This window comes from Chryseobacterium nepalense, assembly GCF_023195755.1.
Taxonomy (GTDB): domain Bacteria; phylum Bacteroidota; class Bacteroidia; order Flavobacteriales; family Weeksellaceae; genus Chryseobacterium; species Chryseobacterium nepalense.
Window position 1 is genome coordinate 1130810 of record NZ_CP096203.1, and the last position, 17872, is coordinate 1148681.

Annotated in this window: 17 protein-coding genes; 9 read left to right on the forward strand and 8 right to left on the reverse strand. The window is 36.3% G+C overall.

What is annotated here, in order from left to right; translation table 11 throughout:
- Window positions 1-148 precede the first annotated feature (148 nt).
- On the reverse strand, window positions 149-850 hold the full coding sequence (locus tag M0D58_RS04805) for a CoA transferase subunit A (RefSeq protein ID WP_248393901.1): 702 nt from the start codon (window positions 848-850) through the stop codon (window positions 149-151).
- A 164-nt stretch (window positions 851-1014) separates the two neighbouring features.
- Here M0D58_RS04805 and M0D58_RS04810 point away from each other — a divergent pair, with 164 nt between their 5' ends.
- Window positions 1015-1392: a DoxX family protein gene (locus M0D58_RS04810; protein WP_248393902.1), complete on the forward strand. Its 378-nt coding sequence runs from the start codon at window positions 1015-1017 to the stop codon at window positions 1390-1392.
- A 176-nt stretch (window positions 1393-1568) separates the two neighbouring features.
- On the opposite strand, the gene M0D58_RS04815 is transcribed toward M0D58_RS04810, so the two are convergent.
- Window positions 1569-4307 carry a fibronectin type III domain-containing protein gene (locus M0D58_RS04815; RefSeq protein ID WP_248393903.1) on the reverse strand — a complete coding sequence of 913 codons (2739 nt, stop codon included), beginning with the start codon at window positions 4305-4307 and terminating at the stop codon, window positions 1569-1571.
- Window positions 4308-4589: 282 nt separating this feature from the next.
- Between M0D58_RS04815 and rplS the strand changes: the two genes are divergently transcribed.
- From rplS to M0D58_RS04850, 7 genes are all read left to right on the forward strand, one after another.
- Window positions 4590-4946: a 50S ribosomal protein L19 gene (gene rplS / locus M0D58_RS04820; protein ID WP_034709455.1), complete on the forward strand. Its 357-nt coding sequence runs from the start codon at window positions 4590-4592 to the stop codon at window positions 4944-4946.
- A gap of 184 nt (window positions 4947-5130) precedes the next feature.
- Window positions 5131-6852 carry a cellulase family glycosylhydrolase gene (locus tag M0D58_RS04825; RefSeq protein ID WP_248393904.1) on the forward strand — a complete coding sequence of 574 codons (1722 nt, stop codon included), beginning with the start codon at window positions 5131-5133 and terminating at the stop codon, window positions 6850-6852.
- 225 nt (window positions 6853-7077) lie between these two features.
- Window positions 7078-7956, forward strand: a complete 879-nt coding sequence (gene bla-A / locus M0D58_RS04830) for a CGA/CIA family class A beta-lactamase (protein ID WP_248393905.1) — start codon at window positions 7078-7080, stop codon at window positions 7954-7956.
- 30 nt (window positions 7957-7986) lie between these two features.
- A complete protein-coding gene (locus M0D58_RS04835) occupies window positions 7987-8394 on the forward strand; it encodes a hypothetical protein (RefSeq protein WP_248393906.1) in 408 nt (135 codons plus the stop codon).
- A gap of 28 nt (window positions 8395-8422) precedes the next feature.
- Window positions 8423-9313: a 3-hydroxybutyryl-CoA dehydrogenase gene (locus tag M0D58_RS04840; protein WP_248394955.1), complete on the forward strand. Its 891-nt coding sequence runs from the start codon at window positions 8423-8425 to the stop codon at window positions 9311-9313.
- Window positions 9314-9388: 75 nt separating this feature from the next.
- Entirely contained in the window at window positions 9389-10705 is a 1317-nt protein-coding gene (locus tag M0D58_RS04845) for a hypothetical protein (protein ID WP_248393907.1), read from the forward strand.
- A 38-nt stretch (window positions 10706-10743) separates the two neighbouring features.
- Window positions 10744-10983 carry a hypothetical protein gene (locus M0D58_RS04850; RefSeq protein WP_002977986.1) on the forward strand — a complete coding sequence of 80 codons (240 nt, stop codon included), beginning with the start codon at window positions 10744-10746 and terminating at the stop codon, window positions 10981-10983.
- 51 nt (window positions 10984-11034) lie between these two features.
- Here the strand turns inward: M0D58_RS04850 and M0D58_RS04855 are convergent, their stop codons facing one another.
- The 4 genes from M0D58_RS04855 to dnaN form a co-directional block, all read right to left on the reverse strand.
- Window positions 11035-11442 carry an META domain-containing protein gene (locus M0D58_RS04855; protein WP_248393909.1) on the reverse strand — a complete coding sequence of 136 codons (408 nt, stop codon included), beginning with the start codon at window positions 11440-11442 and terminating at the stop codon, window positions 11035-11037.
- A 307-nt stretch (window positions 11443-11749) separates the two neighbouring features.
- Window positions 11750-14152 (reverse strand): phenylalanine--tRNA ligase subunit beta, encoded by a 2403-nt coding sequence (gene pheT / locus M0D58_RS04860; protein ID WP_248393911.1) that lies wholly within the window; start codon window positions 14150-14152, stop codon window positions 11750-11752.
- Window positions 14153-14341: 189 nt separating this feature from the next.
- Window positions 14342-15172 (reverse strand): M23 family metallopeptidase, encoded by an 831-nt coding sequence (locus M0D58_RS04865; protein ID WP_248393912.1) that lies wholly within the window; start codon window positions 15170-15172, stop codon window positions 14342-14344.
- 78 nt (window positions 15173-15250) lie between these two features.
- Window positions 15251-16381: a DNA polymerase III subunit beta gene (gene dnaN, locus M0D58_RS04870; RefSeq protein ID WP_169230932.1), complete on the reverse strand. Its 1131-nt coding sequence runs from the start codon at window positions 16379-16381 to the stop codon at window positions 15251-15253.
- A 197-nt stretch (window positions 16382-16578) separates the two neighbouring features.
- On the opposite strand from dnaN, the gene M0D58_RS04875 reads away from it, so the two are divergent.
- A complete protein-coding gene (locus tag M0D58_RS04875) occupies window positions 16579-16929 on the forward strand; it encodes a diacylglycerol kinase family protein (RefSeq protein ID WP_248393913.1) in 351 nt (116 codons plus the stop codon).
- A 69-nt stretch (window positions 16930-16998) separates the two neighbouring features.
- Here the strand turns inward: M0D58_RS04875 and M0D58_RS04880 are convergent, their stop codons facing one another.
- Window positions 16999-17331 carry a gamma-glutamylcyclotransferase family protein gene (locus M0D58_RS04880; RefSeq protein WP_248393914.1) on the reverse strand — a complete coding sequence of 111 codons (333 nt, stop codon included), beginning with the start codon at window positions 17329-17331 and terminating at the stop codon, window positions 16999-17001.
- Between the two features lie 121 nt (window positions 17332-17452).
- Window positions 17453-17833: a barstar family protein gene (locus tag M0D58_RS04885; protein WP_248393915.1), complete on the reverse strand. Its 381-nt coding sequence runs from the start codon at window positions 17831-17833 to the stop codon at window positions 17453-17455.
- Window positions 17834-17872: the final 39 nt, after the last annotated feature.

Sequence of the window (17872 nt, forward strand, 5' to 3'; positions counted from 1 at the left end):
ATGAGTGAAGGTTGGAAGCTGGATGATGGAAGTTTATGAGACTGTGAGATTCTTCACTTTGTCAGAATAACAATTAGGACTTTATAACTAAAATAAATTACCCCGAAAGTTGATTTCGGGGTATTATTTTTCAAGAACTGATAAAAAATTAATCTCTTTTTCTAACCGTTCTCTGCTCGATTCTCTTTTCAAATTTTTCTCCCTGGAAAATTCGCTGGATCATGATTCCCGGAATGTGAATCTGGTTGGGATCCAATACTCCCGGTTCTACCAGTTCTTCCACTTCAGCGATGGTAATTTTTCCTGCACCAGCCATCGGATGATTAAAATTTCTTGCAGAACCTTTGAAAATAAGGTTTCCTGCGTGATCTCCTTTCCATGCTTTGACTATTGAAAAATCTGCTTCAAAGGCATATTCCAGAATATGAGGTTTCCCTTTGAAATCTTTCACTTCTTTTCCTTCCGCCACTTCAGTACCGAAGCCTGCAGGCGTATAAAAAGCAGGAATTCCGGCTTGTGCTGCTCTGCATTTTTCTGCCAGTGTTCCCTGTGGTGTCAGCTCCACTTCCAGTTCTCCGGAAAGCATCTGTCTTTCAAATTCTGCATTTTCACCTACATAAGAGGAAATCATTTTTTTGATCTGCCTTTTTTTCAGAAGCAATCCCAATCCGAAATCATCAACGCCGGCATTGTTTGAAATACAGGTTAAGTCTTTTACATCACTCTCCACCAGTGCATTAATTGAGTTTTCAGGTATCCCGCAAAGTCCGAATCCGCCCAGCATCAATGTCATTCCATCCTTAATTCCCTCAATGGCTTCCTTTGCATTTTTTACTCTTTTATCTATCATGAAATATTAGATTTTCTGTTGGCTTAAATTTAATACTTTTTCTCAGATTTCAGAATAATGGATCGTCATTTAAGCATTTGTTGTACCGGATCACCGATAACCATACTGATGATGGTCTGGATTTTGGTTAAGATATCTACACCTTATCACATAAATACAGTATTATGGAAACGAAAAACATTTCAAGAGTTGCGCTTGGCGCATTTCTTATCACCGCAGGAATCGGGCATCTCACATTTGCAAGAAAAGAATTTCAGGCGCAGGTTCCCGAATGGGTTCCTCTTGATAAAGATGACACTGTTGTCTATTCCGGAATTGCAGAAATTGCTTTAGGCACCGCCGTAATTGTAACACCCAAAAAATACCGGAAAACAATGGGAAAAATTGTAGCAGGATTTTTCGCAGCCGTACTTCCCGGAAATATTGCCCAATATAAAAACAGACGCGATTCTTTCGGACTAAATACCGATAATCAAAGATTGGCCAGGCTTTTTATGCAGGCACCTTTAATAGCATGGGCACTGAAATCTACTGATGAATAAATATAAAAATCGGCAAAAATTAAAATTTTTGCCGATTTTTGATGTTGGATTATTTTTTTATCCATTTGTTTTAGGTCGTCCCTTCGGGACTCTTTATCGGATATATTTTAATCTAATTATTATTTTATTCATTGGACTTACGTCCAATGCTGTTTTAGGTCGTCCCTTCGGGACTCTTACTGGATGATTAATTTTAAAGTAAATAATTTTCTGGTATGTACTTTTACAAAATAGACGCCTTTCGGAAGGTTTTCATTCACCAGGGAGAAACGCTGGTTGTTGATATTTTTTGATTCATAGAGAAGATCTCCGTTTGCTGAAAGCAATTCTATTTTTTCTATGGGATAATCACTCTTTATAAAGGTAGGTTCTCCCGGTTTTGTAGGATTCGGATACAAGATTACATTTTTCTCAGTAGTTTTTGTTTCTCCCGTTCCCAATGTCGGGCCGGTTACCTGAAACTGTAGCCTGTTGGATACCTCGGTATACGAATCATTGGTAAACATTACCATATAATAATTTCCGGGTGTTGTTGGAACTGCTGTTCCCTGAATGGTTTTTGTACCTTGGGTAATTCCGTCAAAATACGTATAAGAAATAAAATTATCATCCGGAACGGTAATATTCTGAGGATAAATTCCCAACCAGTCTTTAATAATACCCGGAGAATCGGTCCAGGAAGCTGTGATATTTTCACCTAATGTGTAAACAGGCTTATTGGTCCAGAGTTCGGTTACAATATCTCCGACTTTAAAGAAAACTTTTTCGCCTATTGTCGTGTAACCATCTTCTAAGAAATACTGTGCATAATAATATCCTTTTGCAAGACCTGTGAAATTGAGTGTACCAGAAGCCGTGGTCACGTAGCTCCATTGTGTAGAATTTACATTCCCCGGCGTATGTCCCATTTTATAGATCCCGATCCAGTCTTTGGTAAGATTTGGTCCGCTGGAGAAATTAACGGTTACCGTTCCGCCGACAGGATACACGTCAGAAGTTGTTGAAAGCACCACTTTCGGTCCTACATAAAAATTTTTCCTTGGGGTAATTTCCGTATAGCTGTTGTTCGCAAAAAAGCCTGCAAAATACTGACCTTTAGTAGCAATTCCGTTCGGAAATGAAGCTGTTCCCGATGTCTGTCCGTTGGTATAGACGAAAGCCTGTGAAGTTACAGCCGCAGGATTCTGGCCCTTCTTGTAAATTCCTACCCAATCCTGATTATTTCCTGGACCATCTGTAAAATTGGCTGTAATTGGCTCGTTTTGGAGATATTCTGTTTTATTTAAAGTAAAAACAGGATTTGAAACAACACTTCCGGTTACCGTAAATTCTTTTACATCGCTCCAGTCACTCCATTCCATATTTCGGTCTCTGTAGCGTACTTTCACATAATAAACACCATTGGTAATAGAGTTTGCATCGATTGTAGCTTTTGTAATATCAACGCCGGCATTAAGGTTTTTGGTAATATCAGGCGTTCCGTTTCCGTCTTTCCCAAACCAGTTTTCGTAATCTCTGTAAAATTCCTTTTCAATAATGGAAAAATCTGCAGCTTTACTAATTAAAAACTGAGTCGTATTCAGCAATTCTCCGTTCGAACTTGAAAATGCACTTCCGTTTAAAGTTAAAGGCAAAGTAACCGGTGCGGTAAATGTGTTTGAAATAATAGGCTTTGCCGGCTTAGGCTGATTTTTATACCGGTGGAACGTGTCAATCAGTTCATTATATTTTTTGTGATACACTCCTCCGATGGAATAGGATTCAACATCTACTTTTCCTGTGTTCACATCCACTTCCACGATCTGGTACGTCCAGTCAGTAAGGGTTTTCTGAACATCATCAAAATCCTGTTCGGTAGACATTCCCCAATACTGGTCCCATGCAACACCACCGGAAATAATCTGGTAATTCGGCGTATTTTTCAGCTGTCCCCTGTGATACAAATGGTGATGCGCTCCGACGTGCATTAAATATTTTGAAGAAGTGGTTAAAAGAGGAGCGGCACTGTTTCTTACCCAGGTTGAAATATCTCCTACATATTGCTCTGCCTGGTAAGGTCTGTGACTTAAAGAAATAATCCAGTCTACAGTAGAATCGTTCTCAGCCGCATTTAAAATCTGCTGCAGCCAGGTCATCTGCGCAGAACCGGTATGTTCAGAACTTAAACTGATAAACAAAACATTTCCCGCCTGCTGAGCGTAATAGTTCTCATTTCCGGATGAGATATTTTTATATTTTATTTCATCGATATAAAAATGAGCGTAATAAGAATTCATTCCAAGAGTTCCGTAGGTTTCGTGATTTCCTACCGTGGTCTGTATAGGAAGATATGGTGAAAGATTGATATTCTTTTTAAAATGAACATTTTCATAATGATCGAGTGTTCCCACATCCACCTGATCTCCGACCATAAAAGTCAAAGCAACATTATCGGAAGGATCAGAATTTGGACCGAACTTTTCCTTTAGCTTTTTATAGGCATTTAGCGTTAAGGTGTCATATCTCGGTTCTGCCTTGATTTGATTGTCTCCCATAATCAGGAAACGGATTTTCCCGTTAGCCGTTGCGGCCTGCCCCGGCAAAGGCAGTGTTCTGAAATTGTAAACCGCAGATTCGCTGCTTCCTGTTCTGATTTTGTAATAATATTTCGTGTTCGGCTGAAGGTTGGTGATTTTTGCCGTATGATAATAATAATTATTGTTGTAACCGGTATCGGAAAATATATTAGTGGTTCCTGTAAAGGTCACATTAAGATTGGCTGGATTTGTTCCGTAAAAAACGGTTGTTTCGGTGTTTGATGATGTTTTCCAGCTGACAATCATTGAATTCGGTGTCGGATTTTGTAAATAAGGATACAGAGCCTGCCCGAAAGCCATCTGGACGGCAAAGCAAAAAAAGAATAAAAGCTGTTTCATGAGTACAATTTGTATAATGTTTTAATAGTTTAGCTGATATAACAAGGCTGAAGAAGCCATTTTTATCATCGTGCAAAAGTAAAATACACATGTAAACTGTATCTGATGGTAACTTCAAGGAAATATTAATTTATACCCGGTATTTTCTTTAAAATTTCATTATATTTTAATGGTAATGTGTTTGGAATATTGAAAAAAAGATTTGTATATTTGCAACCTGTTATTCAACCTCTGACGAAGTCCGTGTAAGTTGCTTAGCTTAAACATTTTATTTTATTAATAATGGATTTATTAAAGTACGTACAAGACAAGTACATTACAAAAAAAGAATTCCCTGAATTCAAAGCGGGTGATACAATCACTGTTTATTACGAGATTAAAGAAGGTCAGAAAACAAGAACTCAGTTCTTCAAAGGAACAGTTATCCAATTAAGAGGTACCGGTTCTACAAAAACTTTCACGATCAGAAAAATGTCTGGTGATGTAGGAGTAGAAAGAGTATTCCCAATCAACATGCCTGCTCTTCAAAAAATTGAAGTTGACAGAAGAGGTAGAGTTAGAAGATCAAGAATCTACTACTTCAGAGACCTTAGAGGTAAAAAAGCGAGAATTAAAGACGCTGCTTACAAGAAGAAATAATTCAGACAACAATACATACGGAAAGAGACTGCTCATTTTAAGCGGTCTTTTTTCATTTTTACCTTCGGCAGCACTTTCATATTGCTACAATATTTGATTTTTATTCAATAAATTTAAATATATTTGTGATTATCAAATAGTCATTCTTAAAAATACCCCATAATATTTAATAATTAAAACAACTATGAAACGAGCCATCCTACTATCCGCTTTTTTATTGTCTCAATTTGGGACATCACAGCTTTTAAAAACCAACGGCCAAAAAATCGTTAACGACAAAGGTGAAAATGTACAACTGAGAGGTCTGGGTCTTGGAGGATGGATGCTTCAGGAAGGCTATATGCTGAAGACGGCAGATTTTGCCGGACCTCAATACAAAATCAAAGAAAAAATTGCTGAACTCATCGGAGAAGACGGAATGAATGAGTTTTACAAAGCATACCTTAAAAACGGCATTACCAAACAGGATATTGATTTTTTGAAGAAAGCCGGATTCAATTCGATAAGACTTCCGATGCACTACAATCTTTACACCTTACCTATTGAAAAAGAATCTAAAAAAGGTCAAAATACCTGGCTGGAAGAAGGTTTTAAGATGACCGATGATCTTTTAAAATGGTGTGCCGATAATAAAATGTACCTGATCCTGGATCTTCACGCTGCTCCGGGCGGACAGGGAAATGACGTGAATATTTCCGACAATGACAAATCAAAACCTTCTCTTTGGGAAAGTGAGGAAAATCAGAAAAAAACAATTGCGTTATGGAAAAAACTGGCAGAAAGATATAAAGATGAGCCATGGATCGGAGGATATGATTTAATCAATGAACCCAACATCAATTTCACCGGAAAAAATCCGAACGGAACCGATGAAATGTCGAATGCACCGCTTTGGAAACTTCAGAAAGATATTACAGAAGCTATACGTACGGTTGATAAAAAGCACATCATCATCATTGAAGGAAACGGCTGGGGAAATAATTACAATGGACTTACGCCGCTTTGGGATAACAATATGGTTTTCAGCTTCCATAAATACTGGAATTATACGGATGATGCTACTATTAAATTTGCACTGGATCTTCGTGAAAAGCACAATATCCCGATCTGGCTGGGCGAAACAGGTGAAAACTCAAATGTGTGGTTTACGGAGCTGATTCAGCTTTTGGATAAACACAACATCGGTTATGCATTCTGGCCAATGAAAAAAATCGATAATATTGCAGGAGTTACCAACGTAAAAATCACTCCCGAATATCAGAAATTGTTGAATTATTGGCAGAACGGCGGCGAAAAACCTTCGAAAGAATTTGCCAAAAAAGCGCTGATGCAGATTGCAGAAAACTATAAATTCAGCAATGTTGAGGTTAAAAATGATGTGATTGATGCGATGTTCAGGCAGACAACGGATGCTTCCACAAAACCTTTTAAAAATCTCCAGGCTCCCGGTAAAATTTTGGCAACCGATTATGATCTGGGAAGAATGGGTTCAGCTTACCTTGATAATGATTATGTGAATCTTTGGGTAAGTGATCCGGCGAAAAGATCCGAATGGAATTCCGGAAACCAGCTGAGAAATGATGGCGTCGACATTTATAAATCCAATACCAATGAATATTACGTAGGAAAAACGGAAAGCGGAGAATGGCTTCAATATACCATTAACGCCAAAACCGACAAAACCTATACTTTCGATTTTAATTATGCAAGCAGCAATGTAGCAAAAATCAGGATTGAAGATGCTTCAGGAAAACAATTATCTACTGTTTCATTAGCATCCACAGGCGGCAATGAGATCTGGAAAACCCTTTCTGTGAAAGGCATCAGCCTTAAAAAAGGAGAAAATAAAATCCGGATCTATTTCGAAAATAATGGTATAAACCTTAATTATTTTGAGGTGAAATAAGAAAAAATCTTAAATTGCAAATCCCTTTTAGTTATCTGAAAGGGATTTATTTTTTTAATTTTTAACCGCAAAAGAAACAACAGATTTTAGCACTAATCTTTATTATACAATAGAATACATTAGCTAAAATTCCTGAGTTTATTATTTTGCAGACTTTAAATAAGCTAAAATATTAACATTATAAAATATCTTTTACCTCTTGCGGTAAATATCAAACAAAATATTATGAAAAAAATCGGGTTATTATTTGTTTTGATTTCGGCATTTGTTTTTGGCCAGCAATCTGTTTTAGAACAAAAAATCAACGCAATTATTAAAGATAAAAATGCTACGGTAGGAATTTCCGTTCTGGGCTTTGAAAATGGTTTTAAATACAATAAAAACGCCGACAAGAAACTCCCGATGCAAAGCGTTTTTAAATTTCATATTGCTGCAGCTGTCCTGGATTATGTTGATAAGGGAAAACTGTCACTGGATCAAAAAATCCTTTTAAATAATGCCAATTTACATGAAAATACCTGGTCGCCGCTTCGCGATAAATATCCGAAGGGAAATGTTGAAGTACCTCTAAGCGAAATCCTTGAATATACGGTCGCTAAAAGTGATAATAACGGCTGCGATATTCTCCTGAAATTACTGGGAGGAACAAAAACGGTACAGAGATTTATGAATTCTAAAGATGTAAGAGGTTTCCAGATCAAGTTCAATGAAGCAGAAATGCATAAAGACTGGAACGCGCAGTATGAAAATTACAGCACCGCAGCCTCTGCAACAGAGGTTCTGAAAAAATTCTATGACGGGAAATTACTCTCCAAAATGTCTACGGATTACCTGATGAAAGTAATGCTTTCTACCTCTACCGGAAAAAATAAACTGATTGAACAACTTCCGGAAAATACACCCGTAGCGCGAAAAACGGGAGCTTCCGGAAAGAATAATGCAGGCTTAACGGGCGCTGAAAATGAAATTGCCATCGTTACTTTACCGAATGGCAAACATTATGCAATAGCTGTATTTGTCAGTAACTCAACGGAAACGAATATGGTCAACTGCAAAATGATTTCGGATATATCAAAGTCGGTCTGGGATTATTTTAATAAGTAAAAATTTAACCTTAATTTTAAAACCGTTAAAATGAAAAAAATATTATTAACAATAGGGCTATTCAGCACAGTATTATTCTTTGCACAGAAAAACGAAAATTATCTTGTCGTGGGTTATCACAGCATTTGCTGCGGTACGCCTTCCGATAAGCCGGTAATGGATTTTATCAATACATTCAGGACCAAAAATAAAATAAAAAATTTTGAAGTTTACCGTCAGAACGGACTGGGAAGAGAAGGAGAATTCAATCTGTATATCGGAACCGATGCATTTTCTAAGACTCAGAAAATGCAGTTTGTAAACGGTCTGAAAGCAGCAATTGATGCCCAAAACAGAATGAAAAAGCCTAACCGAGACGGTAATGTAAGCTTTGACGAGACTGAAGTCATCAAAAAAGCCGATCTTTCAAACGCAAGAAATTTAACCCTAATCAAATAAAAATTAATTAACTAAATAAGGAAAAATGATCAGAAACATTGTCGTTATCGGAGCCGGAACCATGGGAAATGGTATTGCCCATACTTTTGCACAAAGCGGTTTTAAAGTAAACCTGGTAGATGTATCTCAGGAAGCTTTGGACAGAGGGCTTAAAACCATTACTACCAATCTCGACAGAATAATTGCAAAGGGAAACCTTACGGAAGAACAAAAAGCTGAAACATTAGGCAATATTAATACTTTCACTGCACTTCAGGATGCGGTGAGCTCTGCAGATCTTATCGTAGAAGCAGCAACGGAAAATCAGGAATTAAAACTAAAAATTTTCGGTCAGATGGATGAGTTTGCACCGGAAAACTGCATTCTGGCCACCAATACGTCTTCTATTTCCATTACGAAGATCGCGGCTGCCACCAAAAGAGCGGATAAAGTAATCGGGATGCACTTTATGAATCCTGTTCCTATCATGAAGCTTGTAGAGATCATCAAAGGATATTCTACTTCCAAAGAAACTTTTAATGCGATTTACGAAATGAGCAAAACGTTAGGAAAAGTTCCTGTAGAAGTTAATGATTATCCGGGATTTGTGGCTAACAGAATCCTTATGCCGATGATCAATGAATCTATCGAAACCTTATACAACGGTGTTGCCGGTGTTGAGGAAATTGATACGGTAATGAAATTGGGAATGGCTCATCCGATGGGACCTCTTCAATTGGCAGATTTCATCGGTCTTGATGTTTGTCTGGCAATCCTGAATGTAATGTACGATGGCTTTAAAAATCCGAAATATGCACCGAATCCATTATTGGTAAATATGGTGATGGCTGGAAAATTAGGGGTAAAATCAGGAGAAGGCTTCTATGATTATTCTGAAAGCAAGAAAGCTGAAAAAGTGGCGAAAATGTTTTCGAAATAAAAGAAAATGAATGGTGGATGATCAACTGTGCATTTTAATTGATTTGCGTTACAAAATTGATTAATTTCACCATCCATGAAATTTAAAGAACGAAATATTCAGATATCAATGATCATCATTACGTTAATGATGATCATTTTGCGTTTTTTACTGAACGAAAAAGGCAGAACCAATCCGGATTCTATCCGTTATATGAGGTTTGCCCATGTTTTTCCGACGATTGATAATACCACTACTCCATTAGGTTATCCTGTAAGCATTAAAATTTTTACTTTTTTTGGGGCGGATGAATTCTGGAGCAGTAAAATTGTAGGGATTTCAGCCTTCCTGTTTATTCTTTTTTTTACCTGGAAAAAGAAATTCTTCTTTAAAGAATCTGTGGTTTTATGTGCACTTTTCAGCTTTCTGTCGATTTACTCCTATACGATGAGTGAAGCACTGATACTGCCTTTTGTGCTGCTATTTCTCTATACCTGTTCATTAATCATTGAAGGTAAACTGAAAAAAGGCAAAGCTGTTTTTTATCTTTCATTATCCTTAATTGCACTGTACAATATACGGTACAGTTCGCTTTTTATTATGGCCGGGACCGGACTTTTCGGATTGATTTTTTTGAAAAGAAAGTACTCGGCGGTCTTTATTATTTCAGGTTTGACCGGTGGTATATTCGTGGTTTTATATAAATTTTTATTCATTGATTATTTTAATCAAAACTACGTCAATGAATTTCTCGAAATCGGTCTACATCCTACTTCCAAGCTTTTGGTGGAGCTGTTTCAGGGGTTATGCACCACTTTTAATCCTTTCATTCATATTGCAAATCCGGGAGGAGGAATCATCAATTATGCGATCTATGGTATCGGGCTTTTAAACATCCTTTTGATATGCTGGTTATTTATCAGATATAAACTTTCCGAGATTGAGTTTTTCTTTGTTTTCATCAGTATTTCGGGGATTGTCTGTTCCTATTTAATACAATATTTTTATTCTGTAAATCCTATTGATTACCGTTTAATGGCTCCGTTCAGCTTTGCAGTATGGCTGGTATACTTCAGAAAGCTTTTCCTTCTATTCAACAATAACGTATATGCGATCGGTTTTTTAAGTCTTGCTTCAGGAATGCTTTTCACCTGGTTATCCAAAGGCAATTACCTGGAAAACAGAATGCAGATGAAACAGTTTTTACGATCAGAAAAACTGGATAAAGTACCTTTGAAATTCTATCTGGAAACTGCCGAAGATCTTGACAAAATACAGGTAGCGGAACTGATAAGCACCGTAAATCCGAATGTTACCCTGAGTTTTAAGCCGAAAGACACTTTAAGTAAAACAACATTAACGAGGCATAAAGTTTTGCAAAAAATAAAGATAGACAAGAACAAATACCAATAATTTTATTATCTTTGATTCAAAGTTAAAACATTAAAAAAATGAAATTACCAAAGTTTTTATTAGCAGATAATTCGGAATTTCCAGAAGATTTGTTCGTAGTTCACACAGAATATCCGAGATTCATCCTGAATGTTGAGGAGGAAGAAGTAGAATGGCTGGATGATCTTGAAGGTGATGATGAGGAAACTATGGCAGACGAAGCTACAAAAGTGGTAGAAGCTGCGTTTAAATGGTGTGATGAAGAGTTGGCTAAGTACGACGAAGAAGAGGAAGATTAATAACAATCTAAACATAAAAAAGGAACTCAGACGAGTTCCTTTCTTTTTATTTTATTCTGCCTTATTGAATTTTAACAGCAGGAGATTATCCTGATACAATTCAAGAACATTTCCTGTGATGACATATTTATTAGCTTTAGACATCATATCCATAAAGTTCTTTTCTACGCTCATATTCTCACAAGCCATTTTGGTAGAACCCATCTGGCTGGCAGAGAAATTACCTGTGGAAGGCTCTACTTTAGCTGTTCCGAAATAGTTGTTGCATCCCGTATTTCCATTGATCTTTTCACCATCAATATTCAGGGTAGGAATCTTTCCTTTCACATTTTCAGCCAAAGCCCATTTAGTACCGGAAAGTGAAGGCTGCGCCTTACCTACTTTTGAAGCAGAACCGGACATTGCTCCGCAGGAAACCAAAACCGCTGCAGTACATAAACTTAAAAAAAGATTTTTCATTTTTTTCTTTTTGATTGAAATCAAATTTACGGAAATATTATTATTTAAAAAGGGTTGCAAAGATTTTATTATTCTTTTAACGGTAGTTTTCAATGAAAATTTTTAAGAATATATAGATGTAATCATCGTTTCTAAGGCAGCAGATCGTGATTTAGAATTTCTATTTATTACGAAATATTATTTTTATATTATATTTTGGGTAAAACCAATGGCATTTGGTTGTAATAAAAAACGGGCTTCCTTCGACATGCTCAGGATAATAGCCCGTTTCTATTGATGTATTTAATCTTTATATTTAAAATAACAATTAGCCTCTCAATTCCGCATTGAATTCTTTCTGGAATGATTTGATAAGTGAATCCATTACTGCAGTAATTTCTTTCTCTTCAAGCGTTTTTTCCTCATTCAGGAGCTCAAAGCTCATAGCATAGGATTTTTTACCTTCCGGAAGATTTTTCCCCTCATATACATCAAACAGATTGATGTTTTTGATGTATGGAGATTTATTCTTTTTGGCGGTTTGATAAAGGTCTTCGTAATTTACATTCTTATCAATCAATAATGCCAAGTCTCTCCGGATTTTGTTGAATTTAGGAATGTCCTTAAATTTCAGATCATTGTCAGAGCGCAGTTTCTGGGCAAATTCAAGTTCGATTTCTGCATAAAAACATTCCTGATCAATATCAAAATCTTTCAGCATCTCAGCGGAAACTTTTCCTATTCTTACCAAAGCTTTACCATCAACTTCATAAGCCAGCGCATCGGAGAATCTTTCCTCTGAAAGAGCCACTTCTTTATAATCAATGGCTAATCTTTCCAGCAAAACTTTAACGTAAGCTTTCAAATTGTAAAAACTTGTTGCAGACTTCGGCTGCAGCCAGTTTTCAGCAACATCTCTTCCCGTAACAAGAATTCCAAGCTGCTTTCTTTCTTCGTATTTTTCTCTTTTATGATAGATTTTCCCAAATTCGAAGAATTTGATATCCTGATTTTTCCTGTTGATATTATAGATAGCATTCTGTAAGAGTCCTTCCAATAAAGACTTTCTCATGAATGCAAGATCACTGCTTAACGGATTTAACAATTTTACGGCGTCCTTCTCATCTTTCACCGAAGTTAATGAATTATTCATCACTTCGTTGAAGCCAAGGCTTTGCAATGTTCTTGCCCAGCTGTTTTCCAGCTCATCCTGATCTTTGGCATGAAGTTTAACCGGAGTAAAAGATATCTTTTGAGGAGCATCAATTTTATTGTAACCGTAAATTCTTAAAATCTCTTCGATGACGTCAATCTCTCTCGTCACATCTGCTCTGTAAGCCGGTACAGAAATTTCAAGTCCGTTCTGAATTTCATTTAAAACCTGAATATCAAGTGCCTTTAAGATTTCTTTTACTTTTTCCCTGTGAATTTTCGTCCCTAAAATTTGTTCGATTTTAGAAAATCTGATGATTACATAATTATCTTCAATTTTCTTAGGATATTCTTCCAGCAAATCACCTGCTAATTTTCCTTCAGCTAATTCCTGAATTAATTTAATGGCATGAGTAATGGCTGTTCTGGTAATGTTAGGATCTACCCCTCTTTCAAACCTGAAAGAAGCATCCGTATTCAACCCGTGGAATTTGGCACCTTTTCTTACGGCAACAGGATTAAAATAAGCACTTTCCAGGAAAATGGTTTTAGTTTCAGCGGAAACACCTGAATTGGCACCACCGAAAACTCCGGCAATACACATTGGATTGTCTTTTCCGTCTTTGATCATGATCTCAGAACCGTTCAGCGTTCTTTCCACACCGTCAAGGGTTGTGAATTTCGTTCCTTCTTTTACAGTTCCTACTTTTACGGTCTTATCTGCAATCTTATCTGCATCAAAAGCGTGCAACGGCTGGCCGAAACCGTGAAGAATGTAGTTGGTAATATCCACCACATTGTTGATAGGGCTTAATCCGATCGCTTTCAGCCGGTCTTTCAGCCATGACGGAGACTCGCCTACTTTTACATTTTCAATTACTGCTCCGATATATCTGGGAGATAATTCCGCATCTTCCACTACCAATTTAAAATCGTGGGTTCCCTCATTGCTCAGCACAACAGAAGAAACTTTTTCAAAATCGGATTTTTGTTTGTTTGTAGAAAGATAAGCATGAAGATCCCTTGCCACACCATAATGAGACATAGCATCGGTTCTGTTTGGCGTCAAACCGATTTCAAGAACTTCGTCATTTATAATTTCAAAATAGTCAGCGAATTTTTTTCCTACTTCAAACTTTTCTTCATCAAGCACCATAATTCCTCCGTGGTCATCACTTAATCCCAGTTCATCTTCCGCACAGATCATTCCCTGGGAAACTTCTCCCCTAATTTTGGCTTCTTTAATTTCAAAAAAGCTCCCGGATTTATCATAGATCTTTGTTCCGACTACTGCTACAGGAACCGTTTGTCCGGCTTCTACATTAGGAGCACCGCAAACAATATTTAATATTTTCCCGTTTCCAACGTCTACCGTTGTTTTTTTGAGCTTGTCTGCATTCGGATGCTTTTCGCAGGTTAATACTTTACCTACAACAATTCCTTCCAGGCTGCCTTTTATACTTTCAAATTTTTCTATCCCTTCAACTTCAAGACCTATATCCGTAAGGAACTCACCGATTCTTTCAGTTTTCAATTCCGTTTTGATAAAGTCTTTAAGCCAGTTATTCGATATTTTCATCTGATAATTTTTATTTTTTCTAAGCCAGATGTAATCTTACGGTTTCATCTGATATATTTGAAAAATTGAGTTGAATTTTAAGTTTACAAATGTCGTGTTTTTTTGAGAAACAGGGAAATTTATAACAAACTTTAAAGGTTTAATTTCTATACAAATTTTAATGTGCCCGCGAAATATTACCCAAGTTTATCAGTAGTTTTTTGAATAGGTCTTTTTTTCCGCAAGATATTCTGCCTTTGTTCCATTACCTGTTTTAAAAAGAGTTTTTACGGTTTTCATAAGCTTATCAGCGGTAGTGCTGGAAAGATAAGTTACAAAATGTAAATGCGGTCCTTTACTCCATCCCGTATTTCCGCTCAAACCAATTACGCTGCCCTTCTTTACCTGGTCTCCTATATTGACTTTCACTCCATTTTGTTTTAAGTGATAATACTGGGCAAATGTTCCGTCCGGATGCAAAATCGTTATATAATTGGCTTTATCTGCGCAGCTTCTCGTAGGACATGAAAAATTATTATTGCTCACCAAATCTACTACTATTCCTTCCCGTGCTGCTACAATTTCTGTTCCCTCAGGCATGGTAAAATCCAAAGAATTTTCATTCTGGTGAGAAAATGAGCCGTTATATCCCTGAAAAACCGTGAAAGATTTACCAGTCTTAAAAGGAAGATCATACTGATAGTCTGAATCAAAATTTTTAATGGTTACATCTCCAATATACGTCATGTATCCGGGCATCTTTTTTATACTCCATTTTTTAGAATCATCAATTATAATAAAACTTGCCACTTTATTTTTAACTGATTTTGGAGGAAAAACCTGAGTCATTCTAAAAGGTTCAGGACTTTTCATATTTTCTACTTCCGGCTGGTGGACAAAAACAAATGATACAGGATAGATCTCCTGATTATCTGTGTAATAAGTGATGGTGTCTCCTTTTTTCTGATGGTAAATTTTAATATTTTGCGAAAACGAGATAAGAAACTGTAATAAAAGGATTAATGTTAAAATGTTTTTCATGGTAAAAATTGATTGTTCATTCACTAAAAAAGAGGCTTTGAAAAAATCAAAACCTCTTATATTTTATTTAAATTAATACTACAACCCGATTACCGGCATTGACAACATTAAGATACTTTCGTTTTCTTCGAGACCATCAAGAGGCTCGATGATTCCCGGTCTGTTAGGCTGGGACATTTTCATGGTGATATCGTCTGATCCAAGAATGGTAAGCATTTCTGTTAAGAATTTAGAACTGAACCCGATATTGATATCTTCACCGTTATAATCGCAAGGAATCTGCATGTCTGCCTTATTTGCATACTCGGTATCTTCCGCATGAAGATGAAGAATATTGGCGGATAATTTAAATCGTACCTGGTTGGTAGATTTGTTCGACATGATGGAAGCTCTTTTGATTGCTCCCAAAAGAAGATTTCTGTTGATCGTTAATACATTAGGGTTTTCTTTCGGAATTACTGCCGTATAGTTCGGATATTTTCCATCGATCAATCTACAGATCCAGGTATGTTTTCCGAAAGTAAATCTTGCCATATTCTCATTGAAATCGATCGTTACATCGTCATTTGAGCTTGCAAGAATATTTTTGAAAATGTTCAGCGGTTTTTTCGGCATGATGAATTCCATTGGTTCGGCATTCATCAGGTCATTTCTTTTATACACAACCAGTCTGTGGGAATCAGTAGAAACAAAATTGGTTTCATTTTCCCCGAACTGGAATAAAACTCCCGTCATCACAGGACGAAGAGAATCGTTGCTGGTTGCAAAAAGCGTGTTGGTAAGTGCTTCAGATAAAACTCCTGCAGACATGGTAACGCTTTGTGCGGCATCAAATTCCGGAAGCTCCGGATAGTCATCTGCATTATCCAACGCTACGGCAAAGTTATCTTTTTCATCTAAAATCTCAAGCTGACTTCCGGTACCTTCAGCATTATCTTTTACAACAAGCGTTAATGGCTGTTCTCCGTAGGTCTTGATAAAATCCTGAAAAATCTTTGCAGGAACGGCAAATTTACCGGTATCATCGGACTTTACTTCCAGAGAAGTAACAAGAGTCGTCTCGCCATCAGATGCTGTAATGGTAACCTGAGTTCCGTCTAATTCAAAAAGATAATTTTCTAAAATCGGTCTCGACTGAGAGCTTGATATTACGCCACTTACAGTTTGCAAAGCTTTCTGCAGTTCACCACTTGAAATAATAAATTTCATAGATTCAAAAATAAATTTTTACAAATATAATAAATAGAAAACAGATGGAAAAGAATAATCCTGAGAGTTATTAACAACCATCAAAAGATTCAGATTGTTTCCGTTTCTTTTCCGATATCAACAGTATCAAATTGATAATGACTAAAGATAAGCATTTTCTTCAAGCAAATAATTATATTTGCAAATATCTTTTCACTATGCGAAAACCGCCTCTTCATAACAGTTTTTTCAATGCTTTCCGCGGAGTTTTGATGATGGTGAAAAGTGAAAGGAATTTCCAGATAGAAACCGCCGCATTTTTTATTAATCTTTTTTTGATTTTTTACCTAAAACTTACTACAACTGATGCGGTTTTGATTATCATTATTTCCTCTGCCGTATTAGCTGCTGAAATCTTTAATACGGCTATTGAAAGGATTTGTGACATAATTCAACCTGAATTTGATAAGAGGATTGGTTTTATAAAAGATATTTCTGCCGGAGCAGTACTTCTTCTGGCCGTGGCATCAGTCATTACAGGAATTTTAATTTACTGGAAATATATTTAAACTTCATCTTTAATTAAATGTTTTAACAGATATACTTCGAAGTTAGCTCATTATTATTCTTAAATAAGATTATTTTCCGACATAAATGAAGCCTGACTTTCCTGATTTAAAAACACTTTCCACCCTTTTATAATCATCCACTTCATATTTATCGGCCTGTAGAATTTCTTCGTCTGTAACTTCAAACAATACCCCTTCCACTTCATCTTCCGGATTTCCTGAAAATTCCAGAATCGGATGATATTTTTCCTTACTTTTCCGTAAAACTTCAGGATCTTTAATTTCCAGCATTTTAAGCTTGTAGCCTTTGAGAATGTCTTTTTGTCCTTGTAAAATTCTTCCGAAAGTTTCGATTTGGACTTGTTCTTTTTGCAGTGTTCCGTAGGAAAACAGATTAGGCATTGATGATTTTTTTAATTAAATTAAACCAATAAGATTTTGATTAAAAAGTTGAAGATTATTAAGATGCTTCGGCAGGCTCAGCACAACATTATTAATACCAATCGTTATTCTAATCAAATAATCAATCCAAAACTAATGTAATATTTTTATGTGATCCAATAATTTCAACTAAAATTTCAAATAAGGTTTGTCCGTTTCCATCCACCAGTTCATTTAGCTTTTGCTGAATTAATTTGGTATTAAAAGGCTTCCCTTGTCTGATTTTATTTTCGTAAAATTCCTTAGTCAGATTTAACCCTAAATTTTCTTTTGATTTTTGAGAATTTTTCCAGATAATTCCACCTTTAAATCCGTATAAAATATCATCGAAACCATCCAGTGTACCGACTTTCCATTCTTCATCCTTTAAGAAAAGCCGGGAAATTTCTTCATAGAAACCTTCCAGATTTGAAAAATGACTGCCATTGATGACAGTCATTTGTTTATTTGAATTATTATTCATTTATTTTTAACATTTTAAAGCCAAAGCTAATTGCTAAAA